Annotated in this window: 20 protein-coding genes; 6 read left to right on the top strand and 14 right to left on the bottom strand. The window is 58.8% G+C overall.

All coding sequences use genetic code 11. The annotated features are described in order from the left end of the window. Nucleotide 1: 1 nt before the first annotated feature. The 6 genes from PQQ86_RS22860 to PQQ86_RS22835 all read right to left on the bottom strand — a co-directional run bounded on the left by PQQ86_RS22860 (nt 2) and on the right by PQQ86_RS22835 (nt 9,064). Nucleotides 2-2,245 (bottom strand): polysaccharide biosynthesis tyrosine autokinase, encoded by a 2,244-nt coding sequence (locus tag PQQ86_RS22860; protein WP_408271998.1) that lies wholly within the window; start codon nt 2,243-2,245, stop codon nt 2-4. A 2-nt stretch (nt 2,246-2,247) separates the two neighbouring features. Continuing rightward, a complete protein-coding gene (locus tag PQQ86_RS22855; protein ID WP_408271996.1) occupies nt 2,248-2,697 on the bottom strand; it encodes a low molecular weight protein-tyrosine-phosphatase in 450 nt (149 codons plus the stop codon). A gap of 49 nt (nt 2,698-2,746) precedes the next feature. Continuing rightward, entirely contained in the window at nt 2,747-3,799 is a 1,053-nt protein-coding gene (locus PQQ86_RS22850) for a polysaccharide biosynthesis/export family protein (protein ID WP_459252432.1), read from the bottom strand. Nucleotides 3,800-4,488: 689 nt separating this feature from the next. Then, nucleotides 4,489-5,229 carry a carboxypeptidase regulatory-like domain-containing protein gene (locus PQQ86_RS22845; RefSeq protein WP_408271993.1) on the bottom strand — a complete coding sequence of 247 codons (741 nt, stop codon included), beginning with the start codon at nt 5,227-5,229 and terminating at the stop codon, nt 4,489-4,491. A gap of 18 nt (nt 5,230-5,247) precedes the next feature. Next, nucleotides 5,248-7,626: a YjbH domain-containing protein gene (locus PQQ86_RS22840; RefSeq protein WP_408271990.1), complete on the bottom strand. Its 2,379-nt coding sequence runs from the start codon at nt 7,624-7,626 to the stop codon at nt 5,248-5,250. 22 nt (nt 7,627-7,648) lie between these two features. Then, nucleotides 7,649-9,064: an undecaprenyl-phosphate glucose phosphotransferase gene (locus PQQ86_RS22835; RefSeq protein ID WP_408271987.1), complete on the bottom strand. Its 1,416-nt coding sequence runs from the start codon at nt 9,062-9,064 to the stop codon at nt 7,649-7,651. Nucleotides 9,065-9,984: 920 nt separating this feature from the next. Here PQQ86_RS22835 and PQQ86_RS22830 point away from each other — a divergent pair. Further along, the gene (locus PQQ86_RS22830; protein WP_175049097.1) at nt 9,985-10,140 is read left to right on the top strand and encodes a DUF3309 family protein; all 156 of its coding nucleotides are present in this window, start codon (nt 9,985-9,987) and stop codon (nt 10,138-10,140) included. Between the two features lie 215 nt (nt 10,141-10,355). Here the strand turns inward: PQQ86_RS22830 and PQQ86_RS22825 are convergent, their stop codons facing one another. From PQQ86_RS22825 to PQQ86_RS22805, 5 genes are all read right to left on the bottom strand, one after another. After that, on the bottom strand, nt 10,356-11,729 hold the full coding sequence (locus tag PQQ86_RS22825) for a four-carbon acid sugar kinase family protein (protein ID WP_408271983.1): 1,374 nt from the start codon (nt 11,727-11,729) through the stop codon (nt 10,356-10,358). 23 nt (nt 11,730-11,752) lie between these two features. Beyond that, complete coding sequence (locus PQQ86_RS22820; protein WP_408271980.1) at nt 11,753-13,051, bottom strand: ribulose-bisphosphate carboxylase large subunit family protein; 1,299 nt, start codon at nt 13,049-13,051, stop codon at nt 11,753-11,755. Next, on the bottom strand, nt 13,048-13,587 hold the full coding sequence (locus tag PQQ86_RS22815; protein WP_408271977.1) for a VOC family protein: 540 nt from the start codon (nt 13,585-13,587) through the stop codon (nt 13,048-13,050). The genes PQQ86_RS22820 and PQQ86_RS22815 overlap by 4 nt, the downstream gene beginning before the upstream one ends. Nucleotides 13,588-13,690: 103 nt before the next feature. Next, on the bottom strand, nt 13,691-15,577 hold the full coding sequence (locus PQQ86_RS22810; protein WP_408271974.1) for a TRAP transporter large permease: 1,887 nt from the start codon (nt 15,575-15,577) through the stop codon (nt 13,691-13,693). A gap of 89 nt (nt 15,578-15,666) precedes the next feature. Further along, the gene (locus PQQ86_RS22805; protein ID WP_408271972.1) at nt 15,667-16,692 is read right to left on the bottom strand and encodes a TRAP transporter substrate-binding protein; all 1,026 of its coding nucleotides are present in this window, start codon (nt 16,690-16,692) and stop codon (nt 15,667-15,669) included. Between the two features lie 198 nt (nt 16,693-16,890). Between PQQ86_RS22805 and PQQ86_RS22800 the strand changes: the two genes are divergently transcribed. Both PQQ86_RS22800 and PQQ86_RS22795 read left to right on the top strand, forming a co-directional pair. Continuing rightward, nucleotides 16,891-17,946 (top strand): LacI family DNA-binding transcriptional regulator, encoded by a 1,056-nt coding sequence (locus PQQ86_RS22800; RefSeq protein ID WP_408271970.1) that lies wholly within the window; start codon nt 16,891-16,893, stop codon nt 17,944-17,946. A 443-nt stretch (nt 17,947-18,389) separates the two neighbouring features. After that, the gene (locus tag PQQ86_RS22795) at nt 18,390-18,770 is read left to right on the top strand and encodes a hypothetical protein (RefSeq protein WP_408271967.1); all 381 of its coding nucleotides are present in this window, start codon (nt 18,390-18,392) and stop codon (nt 18,768-18,770) included. 6 nt (nt 18,771-18,776) lie between these two features. On the opposite strand, the gene PQQ86_RS22790 is transcribed toward PQQ86_RS22795, so the two are convergent. Continuing rightward, on the bottom strand, nt 18,777-19,397 hold the full coding sequence (locus PQQ86_RS22790; RefSeq protein ID WP_408271965.1) for a LysE family translocator: 621 nt from the start codon (nt 19,395-19,397) through the stop codon (nt 18,777-18,779). Between the two features lie 394 nt (nt 19,398-19,791). Between PQQ86_RS22790 and PQQ86_RS22785 the strand changes: the two genes are divergently transcribed. Beyond that, complete coding sequence (locus PQQ86_RS22785; RefSeq protein ID WP_054035587.1) at nt 19,792-20,265, top strand: Lrp/AsnC family transcriptional regulator; 474 nt, start codon at nt 19,792-19,794, stop codon at nt 20,263-20,265. A 20-nt stretch (nt 20,266-20,285) separates the two neighbouring features. Here PQQ86_RS22785 and PQQ86_RS22780 read toward each other — a convergent pair whose 3' ends face one another. Beyond that, nucleotides 20,286-20,444, bottom strand: coding sequence for a hypothetical protein (locus tag PQQ86_RS22780; protein ID WP_408271960.1), 159 nt, complete (start codon nt 20,442-20,444; stop codon nt 20,286-20,288). Nucleotides 20,445-20,512: 68 nt separating this feature from the next. Continuing rightward, entirely contained in the window at nt 20,513-21,409 is an 897-nt protein-coding gene (locus tag PQQ86_RS22775) for an ATP adenylyltransferase family protein (protein ID WP_408271957.1), read from the bottom strand. A 293-nt stretch (nt 21,410-21,702) separates the two neighbouring features. Between PQQ86_RS22775 and PQQ86_RS22770 the strand changes: the two genes are divergently transcribed. Together PQQ86_RS22770 and otsA are read left to right on the top strand one after the other, a co-directional pair. Continuing rightward, nucleotides 21,703-21,867 carry an FmdB family zinc ribbon protein gene (locus PQQ86_RS22770; RefSeq protein WP_093642035.1) on the top strand — a complete coding sequence of 55 codons (165 nt, stop codon included), beginning with the start codon at nt 21,703-21,705 and terminating at the stop codon, nt 21,865-21,867. Between the two features lie 270 nt (nt 21,868-22,137). Further along, nucleotides 22,138-23,565 (top strand): alpha,alpha-trehalose-phosphate synthase (UDP-forming), encoded by a 1,428-nt coding sequence (gene otsA / locus PQQ86_RS22765; RefSeq protein ID WP_408271953.1) that lies wholly within the window; start codon nt 22,138-22,140, stop codon nt 23,563-23,565. The last annotated feature ends 16 nt before the right edge of the window (nt 23,566-23,581 follow it).

Here is a 23,581-nt window from a genome sequence, read left to right as displayed (position 1 = left end):
ACTACTTTTTGATACGACCGTATTGGTACGTGTAGTACCCGCCGTAATATCTGCCGTAGCCAATAACCCTGCGCGGAATTCCGTTGAAGATGGCCCCCTTAAGCACGGCGCCCCCTTGCCGCAGCCGTCTTACCGCTTCTGCAATTTCGGGCAACGGATGCTGTCCGTGACGTAGCGCCAGGAGCGTCGTACCAGCTAATTTCGCCACAATTGCCGCGTCCGTCACCGCAAGCACAGGTGGCGTGTCGACGAGGACAATGTCATAAGAAGAAGCCAGTTGTTGAAGTAACTTGGCAAACCGGTCAGCGAGAAGTAATTCGGCAGGATTCGGCGGAACAGTTCCTGTTGTTATCAAGTCAAGGTTCTTCAATACCTGCCGCCGAGTCGCCTGTTCCACGGTATGGGTGCCCAAGATCAACTCCGACAATCCATCCTCCCGGGGCGTGCCGAAGAATTGATGGAGGTGGCCTCGCCGCATGTCCGCGTCGACCAACAGAACACGCTTACCTGATGTTGCCAGCACTGCCGCTAGGTTAGACCCGATGAACGACTTTCCTACTCCTGGGCTCGGACCAGTAACGACGACAATATTGTTCGTGCTATTTAGCATGGCGAATTGCAACGATGTCCGAAGGCTGCGGACGCTCTCTATGGTTGGATCGTCCGGTCGAACATTGGCAAGAGCAAATATCCCCTCTTCGCCTTTGCGCATTGCGTTTTCCAATGCTGACTGCTGTTCGCTTTGCGGAATTGCTGCGAAGATGCTCACGCCCGTTGCACGCTCAATGACGTCGCCGTCCTCTACACCGCGGACAATCGCCCGGTTGATAAAGGCCGCAACGGTACCAAGAATCAAACCCAGGACGACGCCAAGCGCGACAACCAAAGGCCTCTTTGGTCTGATAGGTTTTTCCGGCTGGACGGCACGATCCACGATCCGAACGTTGCCGACTTTTCCTGCCTTAAGAACCTTGAGTTGCTGCGCGCTATTCAGTAATCCGGTGTACAAGTCAGTATTGACGGTAACGTCCCGCATGAGTCGCAAGGCGGATTGTTCAAGATCTGGCAGTGCCGTGATGCGGTGCGAGAGCACCCCGACTTGGTCTTGCGCTGCGCTAATCTGGCTGTCGATAGTCGCGACGTTATGACTTGCGGGATTGAATCGCTGCAGGAGTTCCATGCGTTTCTGCTTCAACTCAAGCAGCGTAGCGTTGGCATCCACCGATTGTTGCAGAACTAGTTTCGCCTCTTCGCTCAAACTAACTGTCCCGCTGCGGTTTCGAAAATTGTTATATCGCTCCTCTGACGACTCCAACTCCTTCTTAAGCGCAGGAAGTTGCTGGTCCAGAAAGACCAGTGTTTTCTCAGTCTCGGCGGTATTCAGTTGAACGTTTTGATACACGTACTCGTCGGCAATCGCGTTTAACGTGTCCGTGGTCTCTTCAGCATCGGTCCCGTCCAGGGTCGTCTCAAGAATGCCAGACTGCTTACCCTGCTCTGCGATAACCAGTTTGTCCTGGAGATCTTCAATGCGTTCCGATTCCGAATAGCGCAGGAGGTTAAACTTCGTGTTCTGGCGGGCATTGAGTGCACTCACCATAAACGTAACGGGACCATCATCCACCCGGCCATGAGCCTCATGGCCAACCACGCCATTTAGCACAACGTCGTTATCGCTGTCCAGCAGATGATATTTGTCTCCGCCGTCTGAAACCAACGTGAATTTGCTTTCGACATAGGTTTTCGGAACGTCGAAGCGTTCCACTTTTATTTTCTCGCCACCCCACGCGAAGCTTTCGAGACCAAGGAGGGGTTTGGCTAGAGAACCCACCGGCAAATTTGCCAAATCGTGATCTTCAGCGCGGCGTGCAAGCCAGCGACCGATGACCGGAAAGTATTTCGGCTTTGAATAGATGTACAACTTCAGTTTTGAGACCGTCTGCGCAAGTACCAGCCGTGACTGGAGGATCTCAATTTCCGCCGTCGTTTCAGACTTGGCACCAAGCAGCGGCGCCAGGTCTCCTAATAGCGCCGCGGAGGTATCCGAGTCCTCAACCTGAACAACCATGTTTGCACGGTAAACAGGCTTCGCAATGATCGCGTACGCTACGCTCAGCACCGTTACAACAAGTGTGACAATTAATATCAGCTTCCTGTTGTTCTGAAGCACAGCGATATACTCGCCGATGCTCAGATCATCGTCTGTCTTTTCCTCGAGGAGCCGAATGTCTTTTAAATTGGTCATTTTCACATTACCGTTGCGTTCATTTCGCGCAGCGCCACATACCAGTCGTCGAGCGCAGTGTCGATAGTAGACAAGACACGTTCGAAAACTAAACGGCCTTTACGATAGGGGTCGATCACATCAATCCCGCGATGATGTCCAAGTCGAAAAACCCGTCCAGTGGAGAAGGAGTAACGAGACTCAAAGAATCGCTTCTGGACTTCAGTCATTACAAATATCACCGTCGCATCCGTGACCATACTCAGGGTTACCTGGCGAGCAATATGTCCATCGATGTTGATGCCCCGTTCAATTAGAAGCTCTCTCGCGAGAGGGTCGGCGCGGTGGCCTACTACCGCGCTAATGCCGGCTGATCTGATACTCAGCTCCGGCAGGCGGTGCGAAAGAATTCCAACGGCCATTGGGCTACGGCACAAGTTTCCATCGCAAAGGACAAGTACTGATGTGCTCATTTTTGCCTGCAGCATTTCGTTAGGTTTCGCAAACTTCTCAGTCACGCGACTATTTAGTCGCAATCGCGGCGGTCAGACCTGCATTGATGGCCGGAATGAGCAAGCTCAGAACACGGCTAAATCGCACCAATCCATTGCCGTCGACGTAGACAACGTCATTGGTCTGCAGATTGAACTGATTGGCGAGAAGCATGGAAACCGGCGATTTTGCGTCGAGGTGGAACACCTTAAAATTCTTATCGGCGGATCCACGAATGACGTAGACCTGCGACGGGTCGGAACTCGATGTGTTCAGACTACCCGCCTGCGCCAAGGCGTCGCTCAATGTCAGCCTGCCGTCGCGTAAGGGCACAGCAACTGTCGGCTTATTAACTTCGCCCATTACGAATACCCCGCTATCCTCGCGTGACAGAACGCGCAGGAGGTCCCCTTGACGAAGGACGAGCTTGGCCGGGTTGTATCCTTCCTGAAGGATTTTCGACAAGTTAATACGAAACGACTCCCCGTTTCGAACGAGCATCAGTCTGCTCTGATCTGCGGTCGGGCTAAATCCGCCCGCTCGGTTAATCGCTTCGTACAAGTTCATTGGTACGTCATTCAGAACCTGAACACCCGGCGCCCGGACCTCGCCGTCTATGTACACCTGTTTCGAGCGATACGACGACACACGCACCGTCACCTGCGGATCGTTGAAGGTTTTGGCCAACTCGGCAGTCAGCTTTGACTGAATCTCCTGCGGTTGTAGCCCTTCGACGTGCAGACGACCCGCAAACGGAAATTGCAGATTGCCCGACTGATCAACTACGAAGCCGGTCCCGGGATCCGCTGCCTTTTGCGTCGTAGATGGCGGCTGCGCTCCCTGCGCAAGAGCTAGCTCGGGGTGGTCCCATACAGTGATTTGAAGCACGTCCCCACGGCCGACTGTATAGAGATCTGCCGCGCCACTCGAGTTTTCCAACCGCAAGAACGCCGGGTTATCTTCGGCTTCGCGCGCCGCCTGGATCGTCGAAAGATCGATGTCGGTGATCGGAATCTTGAGATCGGTAGTCGGTGTTTGAGCGTCACTGCCGTCTTTGATCGCGACTACGGCCGGGGTGGACATCTTCATCCCCGGGGCAACACTACACGCGGACAACATAGTGAAGACCGGCAGTACTATCAGGCCGAGACGCACGAATAGTCGTTGAAATCCTCTTTGGCTTTGCACAAAGCATATGGAACGCATGGACATACGATGTTTCCCCGTGTATCCCGCACTTGCGGGACAATTTATTTTTCGGATGAGGCTTAAGCCGCGCTACATGGTGGCGATGGGGCAAACAGGTCCCGCTGGTCAATCAGCCGTCACCTCACTGAACTGCCTCTTCCGAACTGATCGACACACTCGGAAGGCGTCGTCTATCAATTCTGTTGTGCCCACAACTACTACCGATCACGACATAGCCTGTTGAATCATCTCTCGCGGAAGACAACCTGCCGGCGCCGCTATGGTGTGGAAGCTTCGCGTACAGTTCATCGTCACATTGCGTGGGGCCACATTTCCCTACCCCTGCGGTACTTCACGATGACCGACTTCATTGAGCATTAACTGTGCCAATCAATTCATCCGCTTTCCCCATCGCTTCCGAGAACGTTTACGCGGGTAAGGACCGCTATAAGCGGGTCCTATTCCTATAGCGTGTCAAATTTGATTCGACAGGAAGTAGGACCCCGACCGGCGTTACGTAACGTCTTACCGTAACGCGTGAATACGATCGAATGTCTTGCATCTCAACCAGTGACGCGCCGCACTCATTTGGTCGTAGTGCCCGTACCGCCAGTGCCGCCCGTACCCCCCGTTGATCCATTGCCACCGCTTCCGGTGGAAATCGGTGCTGCAGCACCCGCTGCCGTTGCGGCGCTCGAGAGCGACGCAGCAGGTTGACCGTTGCTAGTAATCGCTCCAGCCGTCAACAACGTATCGAGGTCCGCATCCGCGCCCGGAGCGCCCGGCGTAAACGTGACCGTCAAGAACGACGAAGAGGAAAGCGTGATCCCATACGTGTTCTTAATCAGCGTCACAACTGCCGCCTGAGCGTTCGCAATCACCGTGCTATTCGACAGCGCGCTCTGATACGACGAGTTGGAATTAATCCCCGCGAGCAACCCGCTAACCGTCGTACCCAACTGCCCCGCGAGGTAGTCCAACAACAACTCTGTCAGCGGCGTCACGTTGTACGTACCCGCACCGGCCGCGAACGAATGGATCGTGACCGCGCCGCCGGTCGCCGTAATCGTGCAAGGACCATCAAACGCGAACGTCGCCGTATAAGCGCCGCTGGCATTAGCGGTCGCACTACCCGAACCGTTCTTGCAAGTCAGCGTGATGCTCGCGTTAGCCAGTGCCGCGCCGACAGCGGCCGTACCACCCACCGTCCCGACCGGCGAGCCGCCGCTACTAGTTCCACCACCGCATGCAACCAGCGCACTGGTCGCAAGCACTATCGATCCGAACTGCAGCGTGCGCAGCGTGGCGCCGTTTAGAAGCTTCATCGCCTATCTCCAAAGAAATCATTCACAATTGACCGGCACCAGCGCCCGTCCGTCGCTTACACCCTGCAAACCGTTTCCGCAGACGCCATGTGAAAGCCCGGCGCCCGTCGATACAGCAGGCACACTCACTTGCGGCTTCGGCTTCGTACCATCACTACCAGGCCGCCCGTAACGCAGATACGCATCACGCATCCGGTAGAGCTGAGTTGAGAAGTACTCGCCGCTAAAGCGGCCCTGATTCAGCAAGTACTGCTGCGTGCTATACGGGAAAGTCATGTTTTGGTCCGCATTGGTCGACAGGTAATTCGTCGATCCCACCCGCGTGCGGAAATCAAGTCCGAACTGTTCAGAGCCGTACACCTGGCTGATCCCCGGCTTCATCCCCTGGCGCAACGTCAGCGGGAAGCTAATTGCAGCGCCCACAAACGTGCCCTGTCCGCTATGCTCGCCATGCACGCTCACCGATACGTCGTCGAACCATCGCGTCAGCGTTGCGACCGGCCCCTTGTCTCCACCGACAAAGCGCGCCACGCCCGCTTCGATCCACAACTTCCAGGACGGCTGCACCCAGCGATAAGTCAGCTCGGCATTCTTCTCACTCGGCAATTCGTCATGGCCCGGCTCATGGTGCAAATAGGCAAGCCGCAAGCGAATCAGATCAGGACGGCCCGGCACGAACACCGTTGTTTCGTTTTGCACGCCCACATACGAGTAATCGAACTTGCCGACCGATGCCACGTTGAACACTTGCGGCACGATCCAGAAGCTTTGTGCCAATGCGACCGCATTCAAACCGCCGCGCAATCGGTAATTGCTGAACACGCGGCCTTCGTCCATGTTTTTCGTGTTGTAGATCGGTGCGATATAACTCGCATACAATTCGGCGCCACGCCACAGCGGTACGAATCCTTCAATGTTTGCGCCAAGCGAGACGTCGAAGACGCCGTATTCGGTGCCGTACAGGTAACTGACGATCGGTTCGATCTGAATCCGCGTCAGTCCATGCGTGTGCTCGTTGCCATGCCATGCGATCGAATCCGCGTCATATGTCGGACGCGTGCGCATCGTCATTGACGCGCTTGCGGCCGTCGGCGCGCCGCCATCAACGAACTGCGCAAATGCATCGCGATCGACAATGACTTCGCCTAATGGCTCATTGGCCTTCTTGATGACCACATGAATCTTGTCCGTGCCGTGCGGCGCATTCACGCTCGCCACACCAAGCACAATGCCGAGCGCGTCGGCTTCGTTCTGGTTGTATCGGTGGTTCTCGTACTCGACCACCAGATCGCGGCCGCTCATCCCGACACGCACGCGCTCGAGACCAGCGGCAAACAATTGCGCGGCGATTTCGTCGAGCGCAGAAGTGTCCAGCGCTTCCGGGATGGCGGGAGACTGCGCATCAGACGATTTGGCCGCCGTCACGTCACTCAGCATCACAGACGCGTACGACTGCAGCGGCGGTACATACGTAATCGGCGCTGCGGCCAGCGGGTTGTTGTTAGCGGTAGCAGCACGCATGTCCACCGGCTGCAGGCTGGCGAGGCGGATGGGGCCGTCATCGTCGGCGTCCGCAGTCTGGGCTACCGGCACTTGCGGGCCCTCGCACAAGCCGTCTGCACAACGCGCACTGCCAAAGCGTTTGCCCAACGGAATCTGAATGCCCACCGAGAACGACGTCCGAGGCGACACGCCATCCGTCGAGCGGATCGAACGCATGAACGTACCAATCACGTTCGCATCGGCTAGCCAGCTAATCTGCGGAGACTGATAGCGCACGCCGGCATAAGGCGTCTTCGAATCGTCTTCTGCAAGCAGCGACAATCCCGTGTTCCACAGCGAGACCTGCGCGCCGCCGAACAAACCATCGAGGCGATCGCCCTGGCCATAACCGGCGGTCAACGTCACCGGTCCAAATGCTTGCGACACCACGCCGTATTTCGAACGGAAGAAGTGAGTCTGGCCGCCAATGTCGCTAATGCCGAATGCGATGCTCGGTTGATACTTAAAGAACTTCGGTACTTCGAGCTTGACATTGGCCATCAAATGGCGGAACAGGAAATGTTCCTCGCCGGAGAATTGAACTGCCTTCACCGTCGGATAGTTGGCCAGCCCTCCGGAAACCTCAACGTAAGGCAGCAGCCCGAAAGCGCCCCAGTAAACTTGAGAACCTGTCGCCTGTTTTCCGTACCTCGGGTCAATGTAGTTGTTGTATTGAGCCTCCCCAGTCCCCTCGGGCAGTGCACACGCATACGGAATCACCAAACCACCCGCCTGCCCGAGCGCACTGAGCGCAGGGTCGGCCGCGTGCGCCGAAGCGGAAAACGCGAAGGCTGCCGCAAGCCCCAGCGCGTGCGGCGCCGATCGGGGTTGTTGTCCGCGTAATTTCATGGCCATGTATTTTTTTTGTGTGCAGGTGTCAGTACGCGTTGCTATGAACCAGACCCTTCGCTATCGTCGCTCCGACAATCCGCATGTCGAGCCCGAACGACCAATTGCGCAGGTAATACAGATCGTGTTCGACGCGTCCTTGCATCTTCTCGATCTGGTCTGTCTCTCCTCTGAATCCGTTGATCTGTGCCCACCCTGTGATCCCCGGCTTTATCCGGTACCGATGGATGTAGCCGTTCACCACTTTCTGATAAAGCTCGTCATGTTCAATCGCATGGGGCCGAGGCCCCACTACCGACATATCGCCGCGCAGTACATTGAAGAACTGCGGCAACTCATCCAGGCTGGTACGTCTGAGAAACGCACCCACTCGCGTAATACGCGGATCCCCTCGCGTGGCCTGTTTCACCACGCCCGTTTCCACGGCGTGAGGACGCATCGAGCGAAACTTGTAGATCTTGAAGATGCGTCCGTCCGCGCCCTTGCGTTTCTGCGTGAATAACACCGGTCCACGCGAAGACAGCTTGACGGCGAACGCAATCGCGATCATCACCGGGGCAAGCGCAACCAGCGCACAAGCCGCAAACGCACGATCGAAAATCTCTTTCTTCACCAAAGCGCGAGCCGGCACCGGCGACGCAACCAGGTTGATCGCAGGCATACCGATCAAATCGATCATGCCGCTATCAAACAACGCAACGCTGCGCATATCAGGTACAAAGCGCACGTTCACGAGGTCGTCGCGAAACTCAGCCACAAAGCGCGACAGCGTACGTTCTTCAGAGAGCGGCAACGCAAGCCACAACTCCTGCACGTCGTGAGATCTCACGTATGCGGCGAACTTGACGATGTCGTCGTACACCGGCACGCCTGAACCTATCGTTCCCATCACCGGCCGCACATCGAAGGCCGCCACTGCGCGAAATCCGCTAGTCGTCGAGCCCTCGATATTGCGCACGACCTGATGGCAATGCGACCCACATCCCACCACCGCAACCCGGCGGAGATTCATCCCTGCGTGCCGGACCCGTGCGAGCACGGCGTGCACAGTCAAACGCGACGCAATCAGCGCACCGCCTGTCATTGCCATCCAATAGGCAAACCAGAGACGCGAGATGAAATCCGTGCGATGCAGCGAGAACATCAGCGCGAGACCACAGCCTTGAACCACGAACCACGCTAGCGACACCTGACCGGCCATGCGCAGCATTGCCCGCCCACGCCATGAGCCGTACACACCGAATGCAGGGAACAGAACCAGCGTAAAAGCGGCTGCAAATGCAACGAAGGCAGTATCGATACGGCTTTGCGTGAGATCTTCAAATCGCACTTGCGAAGCGGCCACCGCCCCGAGGACGACGAGCATCACATCGAGCAAGCGCGCGATCAGGCTTTGCAACCCCGGTATGGTTCTTCTTTGCTGCGCAAAATTCGCCGTATCCATTCTTATCCCCCGCGCTGGTCTCTCGCGCCAAACGTTCTTGTCGAGCTGCTCAACTTGTGTTCGCTTCAACAGCTCATGTCTCTCGTACTTCCACCACCACGCTCTTCGCGACAACAACACCGCCCCGGCCCGCGAAGAAGCGCGCAATGCAACACAACCTGGATTTCATCCATCCAGCGCGAAGCAAAACGACTGGACGTTCCTGGAACAACGATGGGGGATTGACTACAAGCCGCTCGCACCCGTCCAACCTGGGTACTCAGGCAAAACGCCGCCGCGACGAATCCGAACAAAAGATCACACCGCTTGTGCGTTGAGGAGACTGACCTGATAACCCCCGACCAGGCCAGTCGTTGATTCGAACTTCACAAACACTTACTACTTGTCTTGTCTGTCTTGTGCACCGCGCTACCCATAAAGCAGCAAGCATGCCAATCTTCAGATTTCTTTCACAATTGGCCGGCGGACATCGGGCAAACCCTTGTTAGATATAAGTTTTTATCCGAACCGGTCACTCGGGAAGCCGGCGGAAAGAGACGCGAAATCGTGTGCAGTAACGCTCCCGTTACGTAACACCGCCCGTAACGGACTCGAACGATAGGGGGACGTTCGTGGGACGTCGCGAGGCGCGCCAAATGTCTGAAGAAAAGGGGCGTGGAGAGTTTTTTGTGCAGCGCGAGCAGCGCTCCAGACATGAATCGAATCGCCTCGGCGATCGATTCATCAGACCAGCACGTGTCAGTACGGACGCAAGTAAACGACGATCGTTTTAAACAATTCGCTGCCGAACTTCTGCTTTGGGCACATGGCTTGCTGAACCCCAAGGCATCGATACGGCCTTTTCCCAAGCTCGCCTAAACCGCGTGCTCCATGGCTGTCGTGACAGGCGGGTCCTGTGAACCTAAGCGGAGGTCATTAATATGTTGGGAACTATTCTTCTGATTGTGCTGATTCTTATCCTCATCGGTGCGTTTCCGACGTGGCCGCATAGCCGTTCATGGGGTTACGCACCGACCGGTGGTATCGGCGTCGTGTTGATCGTTGTGATTGTGTTGCTCGTTGCCGGCGTGATATAGCCGAATTGACGTAATCAGATCAGCAGTAAAACCAAACCGGCCGCCGGACATCGATGCAGTTGCTGCACGGATATCCGGCGGCCTTCCTATGTCAATTGTCGATACGCGTTCACGTTGTCACGCCGCCGAGTGCAATGGAAAAGCTACCCGGCATCACGTTGTTTTGATCACAGGCGCGAGTTCCGGCATCGGGTACGGTTGCTTGCCGATAACGGTTAGCCGCTGGCTGCCTCGTTGCCGGCATAGCCGTTCAGCAGTTGCTCGAACAGATCGGCATCGCCCATCTGACCGCCCTTGAGCATGATCTCCATGCCGTCGAGTTCGCTCCTGTCGGCATGCAGCCGGCACACCGTGACACCTGCCGACAAGGGCGCGAGATACGACAGCCCCCATGCCTCGAGTGCGCGGACGGCGATGCTCGACGTATCTCCGCCTGCAATCCCGATGCGATGCAATTTCACGTTGCCGAGTACCGCTTGCAGCAGCGCGGCACACACGTGGGCAAGTTGCGGCAACGCGCTGCGTGCGTCATCGGCTGCGTGCGCCGCGCGGCGCGTTGTGAAAGCGAGCACATTGCGCCCAACACGCAGCGGCCCGACGATCGCTGCGACGCGCGCGGCCACATAGTCCGGCGCGGCATCGCCAGTCATTTGCAGCGGGTCCAGTTCCACACGCAGATAAGAATGCGCGGCGGCGATCTGCATTTCGGTCAAGGGCGAAAGACTGCCGGCCAGCACGAACACGGGCCCGCATGCGCGAGCCAGCGGCGTGGGTGCCGCACTTCGTTCTCCTTGTTCAGCCGCATCATTGAGCGCACACACATAAGCCTGCGCCACGCTGCTCGCCCCAACCGCAAGCAATGGCGCTTGCGTCGTGGCATGACGAGTGATCAAGCCGCCAATCATCCGCAAATGAGATTGGTCGAGTACGTCGAATAGCACTGCATCAGGCTTCGATTTGAGCCGGTCATCCAGCTCTGTTTGCAGCGCCGCGTCGCCGCGTGCGTAGTAACGCCAATCGATCGATTGCACATTTTCCAGCCCTTGACGCCGCAGATGGACGCGCAAGTCTGCTTCATTCATCGGCGTGACGGGGTGACGGCTCATTGTCGGGTGACGGTCGATCCTGTAGATCGACTGCCGATGATCGTCCGCACCAGCTGCCGCAAACAGTTCACCGAACACGCAATAGCGACGCAGATTCGGTTGACCGCCAACCACCGCAACCAACGGACTCGCGCAGTACGCTTTCAACGTACGAATCGCCACGCCGATGCTGCCGGTCTGCGGCGCGCTATCGAAGGTCGAGCACACTTTGTAGTGCATCACGCGCACGCCAAGCGCAGCGAACGCGGCCCCCACGCGCGCAAGCTCCGGCTGCTGCTCGTGCGGCGGCATTGTCCGCGCCGCACCTGCAATGCCGATTGCGTCAAGCCAGCCTAACATTGAAAGACGCGCGGCATCCGGCGGGGCGAACAACAGCATAGTGCGCAAGCCGGCGCGGGCGAGATGAGCAAGCGTGTCGGTCGCGCCCGTAAAGTCGTCGCCGTAGAAGCCATAGGCAGGGCCACCGCCGCTGATGTTACTCATACCGCTCGCCTCTCGTGTCTCGCTTAAGTACGGCCACCGAAGAATTCCAATGCTCGCCGCAGTTCCGGCGAGTGTTCGGCGTAAATCTCCAGCGGCGTACGCGCCTGCACGGCGTCCCATGCCTGTCGGACACTCGTGACGCCAGCCGCTGGACCGTCCGGATGCGCGAGAATGCCACCGCCGGACATGAACAGTAAGTCAGTGGAACGCACGGCGTCGTACGTCGCCGGCACGGTGCCCGCCCATTGTCCCGACGAAAACGCAGGCAGCACGATATCGTCACGATCCGGCACGAGCGGCGTAGCGCAATCGCGCGCGGACTCGATCACTTCAGTGTCACTCTGCGCGAATTTACCGGCGAGACCATGCACGTGCATATGGTCGACACCGGTCAAACGCCAGAGCGTCTGATACGCCTGAAACGACATGCCAAGCGCCGGATCGCGCGACATCATGCCGTAGCCGTTGCGATGCGCATGCAGCACGAGCGGCGTTGCGCGGCGCAATGTCTGGATCGCGGAAAAGCCGCACCAGTTGATGCTCGCCATCACGCAACTGCCGCCTTCCTGCTCGACGAGTTCAGCGTGGCGGCACATGGCGTCGAGGTCGTCGGTGATATTGAACGCGACCATGACGGGGCGGCCGCTGCGCTCGCGGTAGTTGCGCACTTCTTTCATCACCGCACGCACGCGCTCGGCGAGCGGAGCATGTGCGGGATTCGCGCACACCTCGTCATCCTTGATGAAGTCGACGCCCGCCTCGCATAACTCGCGGACGAGCGCCGCAGTTTCTTCGGCACTCAAGCCGACGTTCGGCTTGATGATAGTGCCGATAATTGGCCTGCCCGCGACGTGCGTCAGCGCCCGTGTACCGGCTACGCCATGACGCGGCAGTTCGAAGCGCGCGCGATATGACGCCGGCAAGCGCAGCGACAACAGCCGCATGCCGGTGACTTCGCCGAGGTCATACAGATTGCCGGCGACGGTCGCGGCGAGTGTCGGCAGATTCGCGTCGATGTTGGCCAGCGGAAACGACAGCGTGACGCGCGCGCGCCGCCACGGTCCCGGCGTACCCTGACACGCGAGCCATGCGCTCGGCAAGCTGGGCTGCGCGGCGGACTCGAGTTCGTCGATGCGCACCACGCTCGCGCGGCTGCGCGCGCGCAGCGCGTCGGACTCGTTGGCAACGCGCACAAAGGTACCGCTCGACTGCTCGCCGGCCATCACGTCGGCGACGCGCGCGGGATCGAGCGGTGTCTCGATCAGATACTCGGCTTCGACGTAATCGTCGTTGACGATCTGCCCTTGCAACGTCGCATTCATAGCGCGCCCAGATCGGGAAACCGGCGTACTGGATCACGGCCGTCCCAATCGCGGGAGGCCGCATAGATCATGTCGAACAGTTTGCCTTTCGGCCCGGCGATTTCTGATAACTCGATCACCGTGCCCGGATGATTTTCAGTGTCGAAGTAAACGAAGCGTCCGTTGCGTCCCACCTCGCCACTCATCGCGACCTTGAAGCCCTGCGCCTGCAAACGGGCGAGGTCGGCGTCGAATGTAGTGGTCCAATAAGCGTTGTGCTGCAAACCGGTATGGCCCGCGGCAAGAAAGTCGCGATACATAGACGGCGCATCGTTGCGTGTCTGGATCAGTTCGACCTGCAGCGATCCCGAGTTCGCCAGTGCCACCGAGTTGTGCACGTCGTACGATTGCCCGCGATACGTGTAGTTCTCGATTGGCACACGTTCGTTGTAGAACCACGGACCCACGCCGAGTACACGGCTCCAGTAGTCCATCGCGGCCTCGATATCACGCACGACATACCCGGCCTGACGGATCTCGCCAAAGAAACGACTCATGAAACTCTCCCGATGCTGCCAGTTTTTAAAGACGAGCGACGCCCCGGCGCAGCGGAAACGCAGCGTCCGAATGTCGAACCTGTAACGAGACTTAAAAGAGACCTTAGAGAAAACCGATAGAAATCCAGGGAATCGCCGCGACCAGGATCAGCCCGACGATCAAAGCACCCATATAGCCGACAATCGGACGAATGCCCGCATCGGGATTGACCTTGCTGATCGCGCACGCCGAGTAGTAGCCGACGCCGAACGGCGGCGAGAACAGACCGACGCCCATCGAGAGAATCACAACGATCGCGTAGTGCACTTCATTGACGCCCGCGAGTCGCGCGATCGGAAACAGCAGCGGTCCGAACAGCACGATGGCGGGGATTCCTTCGAGCACACTGCCGAGCATCACGAACACAATGATCGACACCGCCAGAAAACCATACGCGCCGCCAGGCATCGAGCCCATCAGTTGCGCGAGATCCTGCGAGAAGCCGGACTGCGTCAGCGCCCATGCCATTGCCGTCGCACAACCGATAATGAACAGGATCGCGCCCGACAAGGTCGCCGCGTCCACCAGCATGCGGCCAAGGCGCGTCCATTCGAACCGCCGGTAGACGAGCAGCCCGATCACCATTGAATACGCAATGCCGATGGTCGATACTTCAGTCGCTGTCGCCACGCCTTCAACCACCGCCATTCTGATCACGAACGGCAACGCCAGCGCGGGCAGCGACACGACGAACAGACGCCCGATCTGCCGCTTGCTGAAACGCTGCGCGCCGCTCAGGTCCTCCTTGCGGTAGCGCCACCACACCACCACGCACAGAATCAACGCCAGTACCGCGCCCGGAAGCATCCCTGCGGTAAAGAGCGCGGAGATCGACAGGCCGGTCACCGAACCGATCGTAATCAACACAATGCTCGGCGGGATCGTTTCGCTTTGCGCGCCGGTGGTAGCAAGCAGCGCGACCAGATCACCTTCTGAGGCGCCGCGTTTTTTCATTTCCGGGAACAGCACCGGCGCGATTGCCGCCATGTCCGCGACTTTCGAACCGGAGATGCCCGACACCAGATACATCGCCCCGATCAGCACGAACGACAAACCGCCATGCACGTGGCCGACGAGACTCGCGAGAAACTCGATCATCGCGCGGGCCATGCCGGTCATTTCGATCAGCAAGCCGAGAAACACGAACAGCGGGACTGCCAGCAACACCAGATGAGACATCCCCTCGTCCATGCGACCGACTACAACCTCGAGCGGCGTGAAGGTCGAGAGCCCGAGATAGCCGAATGTGGCGAGCGCGAAAGAAAAACCAATGGGTACGCCTGAAAAAATACCGATCGCGACCACGCCGACAAAGAAGATCACCAGATTGGCCTTGCCGAGTGTCTGGAACCACGGGCCGCCGAACACAGCCACTACGCCTAAGAGTGCGGCAATCATTAGCACGATCAGCACGTCGCGCATGCGACTCACCTGCGCGAGACGAATCAAGCCGACGATCAGCATGAGTACGGCACCGATCGGCAACGCGAGCGCGCGCCATGCATTGCTGATCTCCAGAGCGGGGGTGACGATCGCCGCCTCGCCGGACGCGTAGTCGTATGCGGGTCCGATCAACAGCGCGAGCAATGCGATCGATGCGACGATCGCCAGCGTATCGACGAATGCGCGCCGCTCCGGTGAAAGACGGCTGACAAAAGCTGTCATCCGCATGTGCTCGCCGCGTCGCAACGCGAGTACGGCGCCGAGCATGGCGAGCCAAAGGAACAGAATCCCGGCGAGTTCGTCCGACCACACCAGCGGTTGGTGCAGCGCATAGCGGCAGATCACGCCCGCCAGCATCACGACAATCTCCACCGCCAGCAGCGCCGCCGCACAGACTTCAACGAGCGCAATCAGACCGCGATCGAAGGCGCTCAGCCAGCGACGCGGCAGGCTCGCTGCGTGCAACGCGACGGCCGCCTCGGCAGGATTCAATGCGTGATTCGCCATACGGATGCCTCCTCGCGACCGCTCGCCGCGTTTCGTCTCATGCTCGCCCATGTGCCGCACGGTCGGGGCTCAGCGCTCACGGCGTACCGTTAAGCCAACTTGCCGACCGACTGTTCGAGCAGGTCCCACGCCTGCGTGCCGAACTTGGTCTTCCATTCGGCGTAAAAACCCGCTTGACGCAGCGCGGCGCGGAAGGAATCCGGCGTCGGACGGTTGATCGCCAGTCCTTTGCTTTGCAGATCCGCGACAGCAGCGTCGTTGAGCTTGCGAACGTCTTCGCGTTGTTTCAACGCGCCCTGATTGAACGCATCGCTGGCGATGCCTTGCAAGTCCTTCGGCAAGCGTTGCCACGCGCGCGGGTTCAACACGAACCAGTAGCCATCCCACATGTGGTTGGTAAGCGAACAGTACTTCTGCACTTCGTAGAGCTTCGCGACCTGCACGATCGGCAGCGGGTTTTCCTGAGCATCGACGATATGCGTTTGCAGCGACGAATAGACTTCGCTGAATTGCAGGCTGGTCGGTGCCGCGCCGAGGCCCTTGAACATGTCGATGCTAAGCGGGCTGACCGGCACGCGGATCTTCAGACCACGCATGTTTTGCGCGCTGGTAATCGGGCCGTTGCTGGTGGTGGTCTGACGAAAACCGTTGTCCCACATCTTCTCGAACGACTCGAGCCCGGCCTTCTGCATCGCAGCTCGCACGTAAGCGCCGAGCTTGCCGTCCATCGCACTCCACACCTGGTTGTAGTCGCTGAAGGCGAAGCCGACTGCATTGATCGCCACCGATGGTGCGAGTGTCGAGACCACCAGCGCTGACGGCGTGAACATCTCAATGCCGCCGCTGCGCACTTGCGCGAGCATGTCGGTATCGCCGCCAAGCTGGTTGTTAGGGAATATCCGGATCTCCATGCGCCCCTTCGACGCCTCTTTGATCTGATTGGCCGCTTCCTGCGAGCGCACGTTCAGCGGATGCGTGAGCGGCAGATTGTTGCCGTACTTGAACACGAATTCCGGACCGGACGCTGCGCGCACGATCGCCGGAAAGCCCAGCGCGCCGACAACGGGCACGGCGGCAGCGGCACGCAGCAACGTGCGTCTCGCGAGGTTGGTCATTTGGGTGTCTCCTTGCTTATAATTGATGTGACTGTTGAACCCATCAAAAACCATCAACACCCACTGACACCGGCTTGATTTCCGGTCACTGCGTATCAGTTGTCGTGCGATAGCTGCAAGACTAGGCTTGCGTGGCAACCGCTGTCAAACCGCGAATCTGATGGTTTTTGATGGACTTTCACTCTGCGAAGGACGGCTATGTCCGAACCGCTTCTCCTCACCGCCGCTGCACGGGCGCGTATTCCCGACATTGCGCGCGCCGCCGGCGTCTCGACCGCCACGGTGGATCGCGTACTCAATGGCCGCGAAGGCGTGCGCGCCGTCACTGCGCAACGTGTCCTTCAAGCGGCGGCGCAACTCGGCTATCTGCTGACGCCGGAAGCGCCCGCAGCGCCTGCGTCAAGACCCATGCGCATTGCGTTTCTTCTACCCGCCGGCACCAATCGCTATTTGCACATGCTCGGCGACTACATCGACTTCGCGCACGATCAGTGGAACGCGTTGGACATGAAATGCCGCGTCCATTACGTCGAGAGTTTCAACCCGATAGAACTCGCCGACCGTCTACTGCATTACGGACAACGTTCGGACGGCGTGGTGTTCATGGCGCTCGAGCATCCCGTCGTGCGCGATGCAGTGAATACGCTGGCCGATCAGGGCGTGCCGGCGATTACGCTGATTTCCGATTTGTCGAATGCGCGGCGGCTGGCGTATGTGGGCATCGACAATCGCTCTGCGGGGCGCACAGCCGCGCTGCTGCTGGGACGCTTCATGGGGCCGCGGCCGAGTGGGAAGATTGCGATGCTGGCAGGCAGCCTCAACTATCGTGGGCATGAGGAACGTGAGATCGGTTTTCTGCACCTGGTCGAATCGACGTTTCCTTTGGTCAGAGTAATAGGCTTACGCGAAGGGCACGACGACAGCGAGCGGAACTATGTTCAGACGCGCAGGTTGCTGGATCAGCATCCCGATCTCGCGGGGATCTACAACAGCGGTGGCGGATCGGACGGCGTCGCTCGCGCGATTGTGGAAGCGCGTTCCGAACAGAAGATCCTGTTTGTCGGGCACGGATTGACGCCTGACACGAGAGCACTGCTGATCGACGGGACGATGGATGCGTTGATCACACAAACACCGCAGGCAATGGTGGGGAATTGTTTGCGGATTTTCCGCAACGTGCGTGAGAAGCGCGATGCGATGAGTGACGTTAAGCCGGTGCAGTTCAGTATTGTGCTGAGGGAGAATTTGCCTTGATTAGTGGGGGATTCTGGCCTCTTCCGCAGGCCCGTGTCGGCAGACGAATCCAGTCGGGCACGCCGGATGCTGAGTCACCATCGTATTCAAACGTTGATACGAAAGGAGATCACATCATGCCTTACCTTCTTGGCTGGCTTCTTGGCGTCCCGCTGATCGTACTGGTTATCCTGTACCTCATTTTCCATTAATCCTTTGCAACGGACGCAGTTCACCTGAAGGTCATTCCGCGCGGCCCTGCCTATCCCGGCGGCCGCGCGCCCCGATATCTTCGAACCCCTCGGCGTCACCCTCCTCGCCGTCAGCGCGAAGTCACGCGTCGACGCATCTGCCTTTTCGCTTGCGCTGTACAAAAACTGTGCGTAAAAGTAGGCCTATTAGCCCGCGCAAAATGCCATATCTGCACACGCACGCACAAACTGCGTACGAGCAAGGAGGGACCGATGGCACACGACGAATACACGCTGTCACATCAGGACGTGGTGAAGGCAGTGATCATCCATCAGAACATTCACGAGGGCTTCTGGACGCTGAACATCAATTTCAACGTCGCCGCCACTCACGGTCCGCTCGTGCCGGACCCCTGCCTCGCCGTAACGATCAAGGGCATCGGCATCATGCGAGCCTCGCCGACCGATCCACTTGCCGTGGACGCCGCCCTCATCAATCCACCGGTGCCTGAACCTGTTGAAAGTGCTGTGCATGCTGTGCATATAGCTGCCACCGTCAATGGCGCGCATGAGGGCAGCATGCAATTCTGTCGCGACGTGTATCGCAATGTTGCGGTTCAAAGCGCAACCAGAGCGCCGACCAAGACAAGCTGAACACGATCAGCGCACCGCCGCCATCAACGCGCCCATGCCGACCAGCAAACTGCCCATCAATCGATTGACCGCTCGCAGCCGCTTCGGTCGTTGCAACACCGTGCGCAAGCGGTGCGAAAACACCGCTGTCGATGCCACGCCTAGCGCAAACACCAGCGTAAACGTCGCGGAGAGCAGGAGATATTGCTGATTCGCGGACCAGTGCACCTCATCCGAAGGCGCGCTAATGAACTGCGGGAAAAACGACGGGAAGAACAACAGCGTCTTCGGATTGAGCCCGGACGTAGCGAACCCGCGCCAGAACAGACTGCTGTGCTGATCCGTGCCAGCGGACGCCGCCAGGCTGCCGCTGCGCCATTGCTTGCAACCGAGATACACGAGATAGATCGCGCCGGCCCAGCGCAGCGCGATCAGAGCGCGCGCGTCGATCAGCAGCAACGAGTTCAAACAGAGCGCGGTGAACGCCAACTGCAATAACACTGCGCAGGTGCCGCCCCACACGCAGGGCAACGCGGCGCGCCAGCCGGCGCTGAGCGCCTGACTCATCGTCAGTACATTGACCGGACCAGGGGAATAAACGAGAACGAGGGAAGCGAGGAGAAATGAAACGTACAGCTGAATCGACATCGGTGGGCCAGTTTGCGGCTTCGCCAGCATTGCGCGCCGCCGCCGCGCTCGAAGATCGTTCAAGGACGGCGTACGGACGGTTGGTGCCGGCAAGCATTCGGTTAAGAAAATGCACCATGCCCGGCGAGCGCGTCTTCCGGCGCTGGTAACGCCGGAATTCGCCCGCGTGCTGTCTTCCTGTGAAGGCAGCGAGACACCGGATGGCAGCTTGTGGCCGCACAAGACCGCAGGCCCGAGGCCGGCGGCCCGGACGGTTGTCCCGGGCATGAATGCACCCTGAAAATATACCCGGACGCAGGCTGGATATGCTTCCTAAAGCAATGCGTCTACCCAACTACTGCAGGATGTTCTTCCGCTAGAATGGCATTTAACCGAACAAACTTCCGAGAATGCCATGACCACCCGAAATCGCCCACTGGACAATCAGGATCGGAAGATCATGCGCGAGTTGCAGAAGAACGCGCGCCTGAGCAATGCCGAGCTCGCTGAGCTGGTCGGCATGTCGACCACGGCATGCTGGAATCGCACACGTCAGTTGGAGACGGAGGGGTACATCCGCGGCTACGTCGCGTTGCTCGATCAGCAGAAGCTCGGCTTCGCCGACGTGGTGCTGCTCGAAGTCACGCTCGACCGTCACGACGACGACGCCCTCGCCCGCTTCGGCGCCGAACTGGCGACGTTGAGCGAGGTGCTGGAAGCGTACCTGGTGTCAGGCGATTACGACTACCTGGTCAAAGTGGCCGTCGACGGAACGGCGGGCTACGAGCGGTTTCTGCGCGAGAAGCTCTATAAAATCGCGGGCATTCGTCATAGCCGCTCGATGTTTGCCCTCCGCTGCATGAAGAGCATTCCGTCGATTGCGATATAGCAAACATCACGTTGCGCCATTCAATGCCTATGGTGCAGCCAATCCTTGATCGGATGTGCGTGCAGCCAGCGGGCGACCGGTTGGTCGTTGTGCTCCCGCCTGTAACGTATCGCGGTAAATATCACGATGCATAGCACCACCGCGATTCCCACTACAAAACTCGTCATCGACTCGGTCATGGCAACCTCCTTTGAGGTCAGAACCATGCCTATATTTTAGGTGACCAGAGAAATAGCGACTGCCGTTCTCATTCATCTGCGCAGACCGCGACTCGTCGCAGCACAGTCATCGGACCGAGCCTCTTGATGACGTCCATCTGCGCTGCGTCCCGCACGAAGAGCGATCCCGCAAATCCCAGCGCATTCACCGAAACTCGCTCGACACGTTCCGAAGACCTCGGCACCAGCAGCATCCATCGAGGCGCGACAAGCAGGTTATACGGTGCTGAAGGGTGCAGCTCGCCATTCACCTCAATCGCTTGCACGCCAACCGCTTCGAGCAACGCGTGGTAGCAATCGAACGCAGCGTGTGCGGCGTGCTTTGAGGCAGCAGGCGCCAGTTCCAGATGGGCGCACGCGTGCCTGAAAGGCAGACCGGGCACCGTGCCAATCGGACCCTCCATGCACGCGGACTCGAGAACGGACTCCATAGGGACCGACGGACCTGATTCGCCAAGCGGCAGCGGCACGATCTGCAGATGCTTGTGGGGTTGACTCGCGCCGGCCTCCACGCCGCCGTTGTAGAAACCCAGACCATCGAACTCAGCCATGCACGTGACCAACGCAGCAAAGTCCGTCAGGTCGAGCAGCGTTTCCTGCGATTTGAAGCTGCGGGTGACGATCAGAAGATGATGATCGATGACGTTGAACTTGTTGAGCAAGGCGACGTGAGTGTCCGAGATATCGGCCACAAAAAGGTCCGGGTCATAGGGAAGGAACGGATTGAACGTCCCGGCGTCGAGCTTAGGCGTCTGTCGGGCTTCATCCTTGAGAGCGAGGCTTGAGACCTGGCGGATAAGGAAGCTCACGCCACCTTCTTCGATCTGCGCCTGGGTTGTCTCGATCGGTCGCAGCGCGCCACAACGCAGCGCATGCTCAGTCTGGCGCAGGATGGCCGGCCACAGGGTGCCGGACTGGATTTGCATATCAGATCTCGCTCTGTGGCGTGAGGAACACCAGCGGGAGGCTGCTTGCGTCAGCCGATCTCGATTCATCAAGTTTCGCCAGCCGGCGACCGGCTTTCACAATCAAGCGTAGTACGAACCCGTCGTCAGCGGAAGCGCGGGTGGCGGGTCGCGTCGTAGTCGCCAGCGCGCACTGGCTGCGATGAGACGCATGACTGCCCACTTGCTGCACTAGAATTAATTTTCAGACTACCGGAAAGCGCTGGCGAGCCGTATCTGGCCAACGCAGATGGGATTCGTGTTGGAGAAGCGCAATGCCGACGTACCAATATCGTTGCGAGAAATGCGGCGAGTTGTTCGAACACGCTGAACATCTCGCGGAGCATGAGGTCGCCCATCCGCGTTGCCCGAAATGCGGAAGCGAGACGTGTCAGCACGTACCGACACCATTTGTCGCCAAGACGTCGAGAAAGAGCTGAGATCTGCTCCGCTTCAATTTACTCGTGAAGCGAATGATGAACTGAGGGCGCAACCTCCTCGCGTCCGGACGATGCATGCCCGTTTGATCGGCTACCGCCAGGTATGCTCGCAAACCCTGTGAATCCTGATTCGCCTGTCGACGCGCAGAAAGCGCAGTCGTAAGCATATGCTGAGGACATAGTAAACTGCGTCTATCAGGAAGTGATCCTTGTCCGGCACGGCTGCCCGCGCCGGATATCGCAAAGTGGAAGCAACAACACAAGGACCTCATGAGTCGTCTCGTCGTCGTTTCAAATCGCACTGCCGATCCTCGCAAGCCTGCAGCCGGCGGACTCGCCGTAGCTGTACGAGAAAGCCTGCAACAAACTGGCGGCCTCTGGTTCGGCTGGAGCGGCAAAATCCGGGAAGCCGCGGATGGCACGCAATCCGGCCAGGGCGAAGTTCATGTCCAAACGGCCGGCAACGTCACGCTCGCCACGCTCGATCTGAGCCGCGAGGATCACGACACGTATTACCTCGGTTACTCCAACGATGTCCTGTGGCCGGTATTCCACTACCGGCTGGACCTGGCCAATTTCGACACGCGATTCGCCGCCGGCTATCGCAGGGTCAACCAGTTATTCGCGCAAAAGCTGCTACCGCTCCTGAAGCCGGACGACCTCATCTGGGTTCACGATTACCAGCTGATCCCGCTCGCGGCAGAGTTGCGCGCCATGGGATGCACCAACCGCATTGGCTTCTTCCTGCATATTCCGATGCCGCCGCCGCTGATCATGGCAGCGATTCCGGAACACGAATGGTTGATGCGCTCGCTCTTCGCATATGACCTTGTGGGCTTCCAGAGCGAAGCCGACCTGACGCATTTTTCTCACTACGTCGAATCGGAAGCGCACGCGCAACGCTTGAGTCCGGATCGCCTTCGGGCATTCAATCGAACGCTGCGGGTCGGCGCCTATCCCATCGGCATCGACGTCGACGATTTCAAGCGTCTTGCCGATTCGAAGGAAGGGCGCGACATGTTCATCCGCATGCGCGACGAGTATTCGCGGCGGCGTTTGCTGGTGGGCGTCGACCGGCTGGACTACTCGAAGGGGCTGCCGCAACGCGTCCATGCTTTCCGCGAACTGTTGACCTACTACCCGGAAAACCGCGATAGCGCGACGCTGATCCAGATCGCTTCCCCTAGCCGCGAGGACGTCGGTGCCTACGACAATCTGCGGCGTCAGATGGATAGCCTGTGCGGCGCGATCAATGGCGACTTTGGTGAACTGGACTGGATGCCGGTGCGCTACATTCATCGGAACGTGGCCCGCAAGCGCCTGCCGGGTCTTTATCGCGCGAGTCGGGTGGCGCTCGTTACACCCTTGCGGGACGGCATGAATCTGGTCGCCAAGGAATTCATCGCCGCGCAGGATGCTGCCGACCCGGGCATGCTGGTGCTCTCGCGTTTTGCCGGAGCCTCCGAGCAATTGAAGGAAGCGCTGCTGGTCAATCCCTACGACACGCAAGGGACCGCGCAGGCCATTCAGCGAGCGCTAACCATGTCGCTTGACGAACGGATCAACCGGCATGAAGCGCTGCTTAACCGGATCCGCAAGTTCGATGTGCACTGGTGGAGTTCGACGTTTCTGCAAGCGTTGGAAGACTGCGAGCCGAATGAAGTGGCGGCGAACGGCACGAGCCGAACATCTGGCTGAACACCGCCAACCGCCC

Origin of the sequence: Paraburkholderia sediminicola (assembly GCF_046026675.1) — a bacterium.
GTDB classification, from domain to species: Bacteria; Pseudomonadota; Gammaproteobacteria; order Burkholderiales; family Burkholderiaceae; genus Paraburkholderia; species Paraburkholderia sediminicola_F.
The sequence above is the reverse complement of the archived record's forward strand: the minus strand, read 5'-3'. Positions and strand labels throughout refer to the sequence as shown.

Coding starts and splice junctions, on each gene's coding strand:
- PQQ86_RS22860 (WP_408271998.1), bottom strand. CDS start 2,245: ATGACCAATTTAAAAGACATTCGGCTCCTCGAGGAAAAGACAGACGAT.
- PQQ86_RS22855 (WP_408271996.1), bottom strand. CDS start 2,697: ATGAGCACATCAGTACTTGTCCTTTGCGATGGAAACTTGTGCCGTAGC.
- PQQ86_RS22850 (WP_459252432.1), bottom strand. CDS start 3,799: ATGTCCACCCCGGCCGTAGTCGCGATCAAAGACGGCAGTGACGCTCAA.
- PQQ86_RS22845 (WP_408271993.1), bottom strand. CDS start 5,229: ATGAAGCTTCTAAACGGCGCCACGCTGCGCACGCTGCAGTTCGGATCG.
- PQQ86_RS22840 (WP_408271990.1), bottom strand. CDS start 7,626: ATGGCCATGAAATTACGCGGACAACAACCCCGATCGGCGCCGCACGCG.
- PQQ86_RS22835 (WP_408271987.1), bottom strand. CDS start 9,064: ATGGATACGGCGAATTTTGCGCAGCAAAGAAGAACCATACCGGGGTTG.
- PQQ86_RS22830 (WP_175049097.1), top strand. CDS start 9,985: ATGTTGGGAACTATTCTTCTGATTGTGCTGATTCTTATCCTCATCGGT.
- PQQ86_RS22825 (WP_408271983.1), bottom strand. CDS start 11,729: ATGAGTAACATCAGCGGCGGTGGCCCTGCCTATGGCTTCTACGGCGAC.
- PQQ86_RS22820 (WP_408271980.1), bottom strand. CDS start 13,051: ATGAATGCGACGTTGCAAGGGCAGATCGTCAACGACGATTACGTCGAA.
- PQQ86_RS22815 (WP_408271977.1), bottom strand. CDS start 13,587: ATGAGTCGTTTCTTTGGCGAGATCCGTCAGGCCGGGTATGTCGTGCGT.
- PQQ86_RS22810 (WP_408271974.1), bottom strand. CDS start 15,577: ATGGCGAATCACGCATTGAATCCTGCCGAGGCGGCCGTCGCGTTGCAC.
- PQQ86_RS22805 (WP_408271972.1), bottom strand. CDS start 16,692: ATGACCAACCTCGCGAGACGCACGTTGCTGCGTGCCGCTGCCGCCGTG.
- PQQ86_RS22800 (WP_408271970.1), top strand. CDS start 16,891: ATGTCCGAACCGCTTCTCCTCACCGCCGCTGCACGGGCGCGTATTCCC.
- PQQ86_RS22795 (WP_408271967.1), top strand. CDS start 18,390: ATGGCACACGACGAATACACGCTGTCACATCAGGACGTGGTGAAGGCA.
- PQQ86_RS22790 (WP_408271965.1), bottom strand. CDS start 19,397: ATGTCGATTCAGCTGTACGTTTCATTTCTCCTCGCTTCCCTCGTTCTC.
- PQQ86_RS22785 (WP_054035587.1), top strand. CDS start 19,792: ATGACCACCCGAAATCGCCCACTGGACAATCAGGATCGGAAGATCATG.
- PQQ86_RS22780 (WP_408271960.1), bottom strand. CDS start 20,444: ATGACCGAGTCGATGACGAGTTTTGTAGTGGGAATCGCGGTGGTGCTA.
- PQQ86_RS22775 (WP_408271957.1), bottom strand. CDS start 21,409: ATGCAAATCCAGTCCGGCACCCTGTGGCCGGCCATCCTGCGCCAGACT.
- PQQ86_RS22770 (WP_093642035.1), top strand. CDS start 21,703: ATGCCGACGTACCAATATCGTTGCGAGAAATGCGGCGAGTTGTTCGAA.
- otsA (WP_408271953.1), top strand. CDS start 22,138: ATGAGTCGTCTCGTCGTCGTTTCAAATCGCACTGCCGATCCTCGCAAG.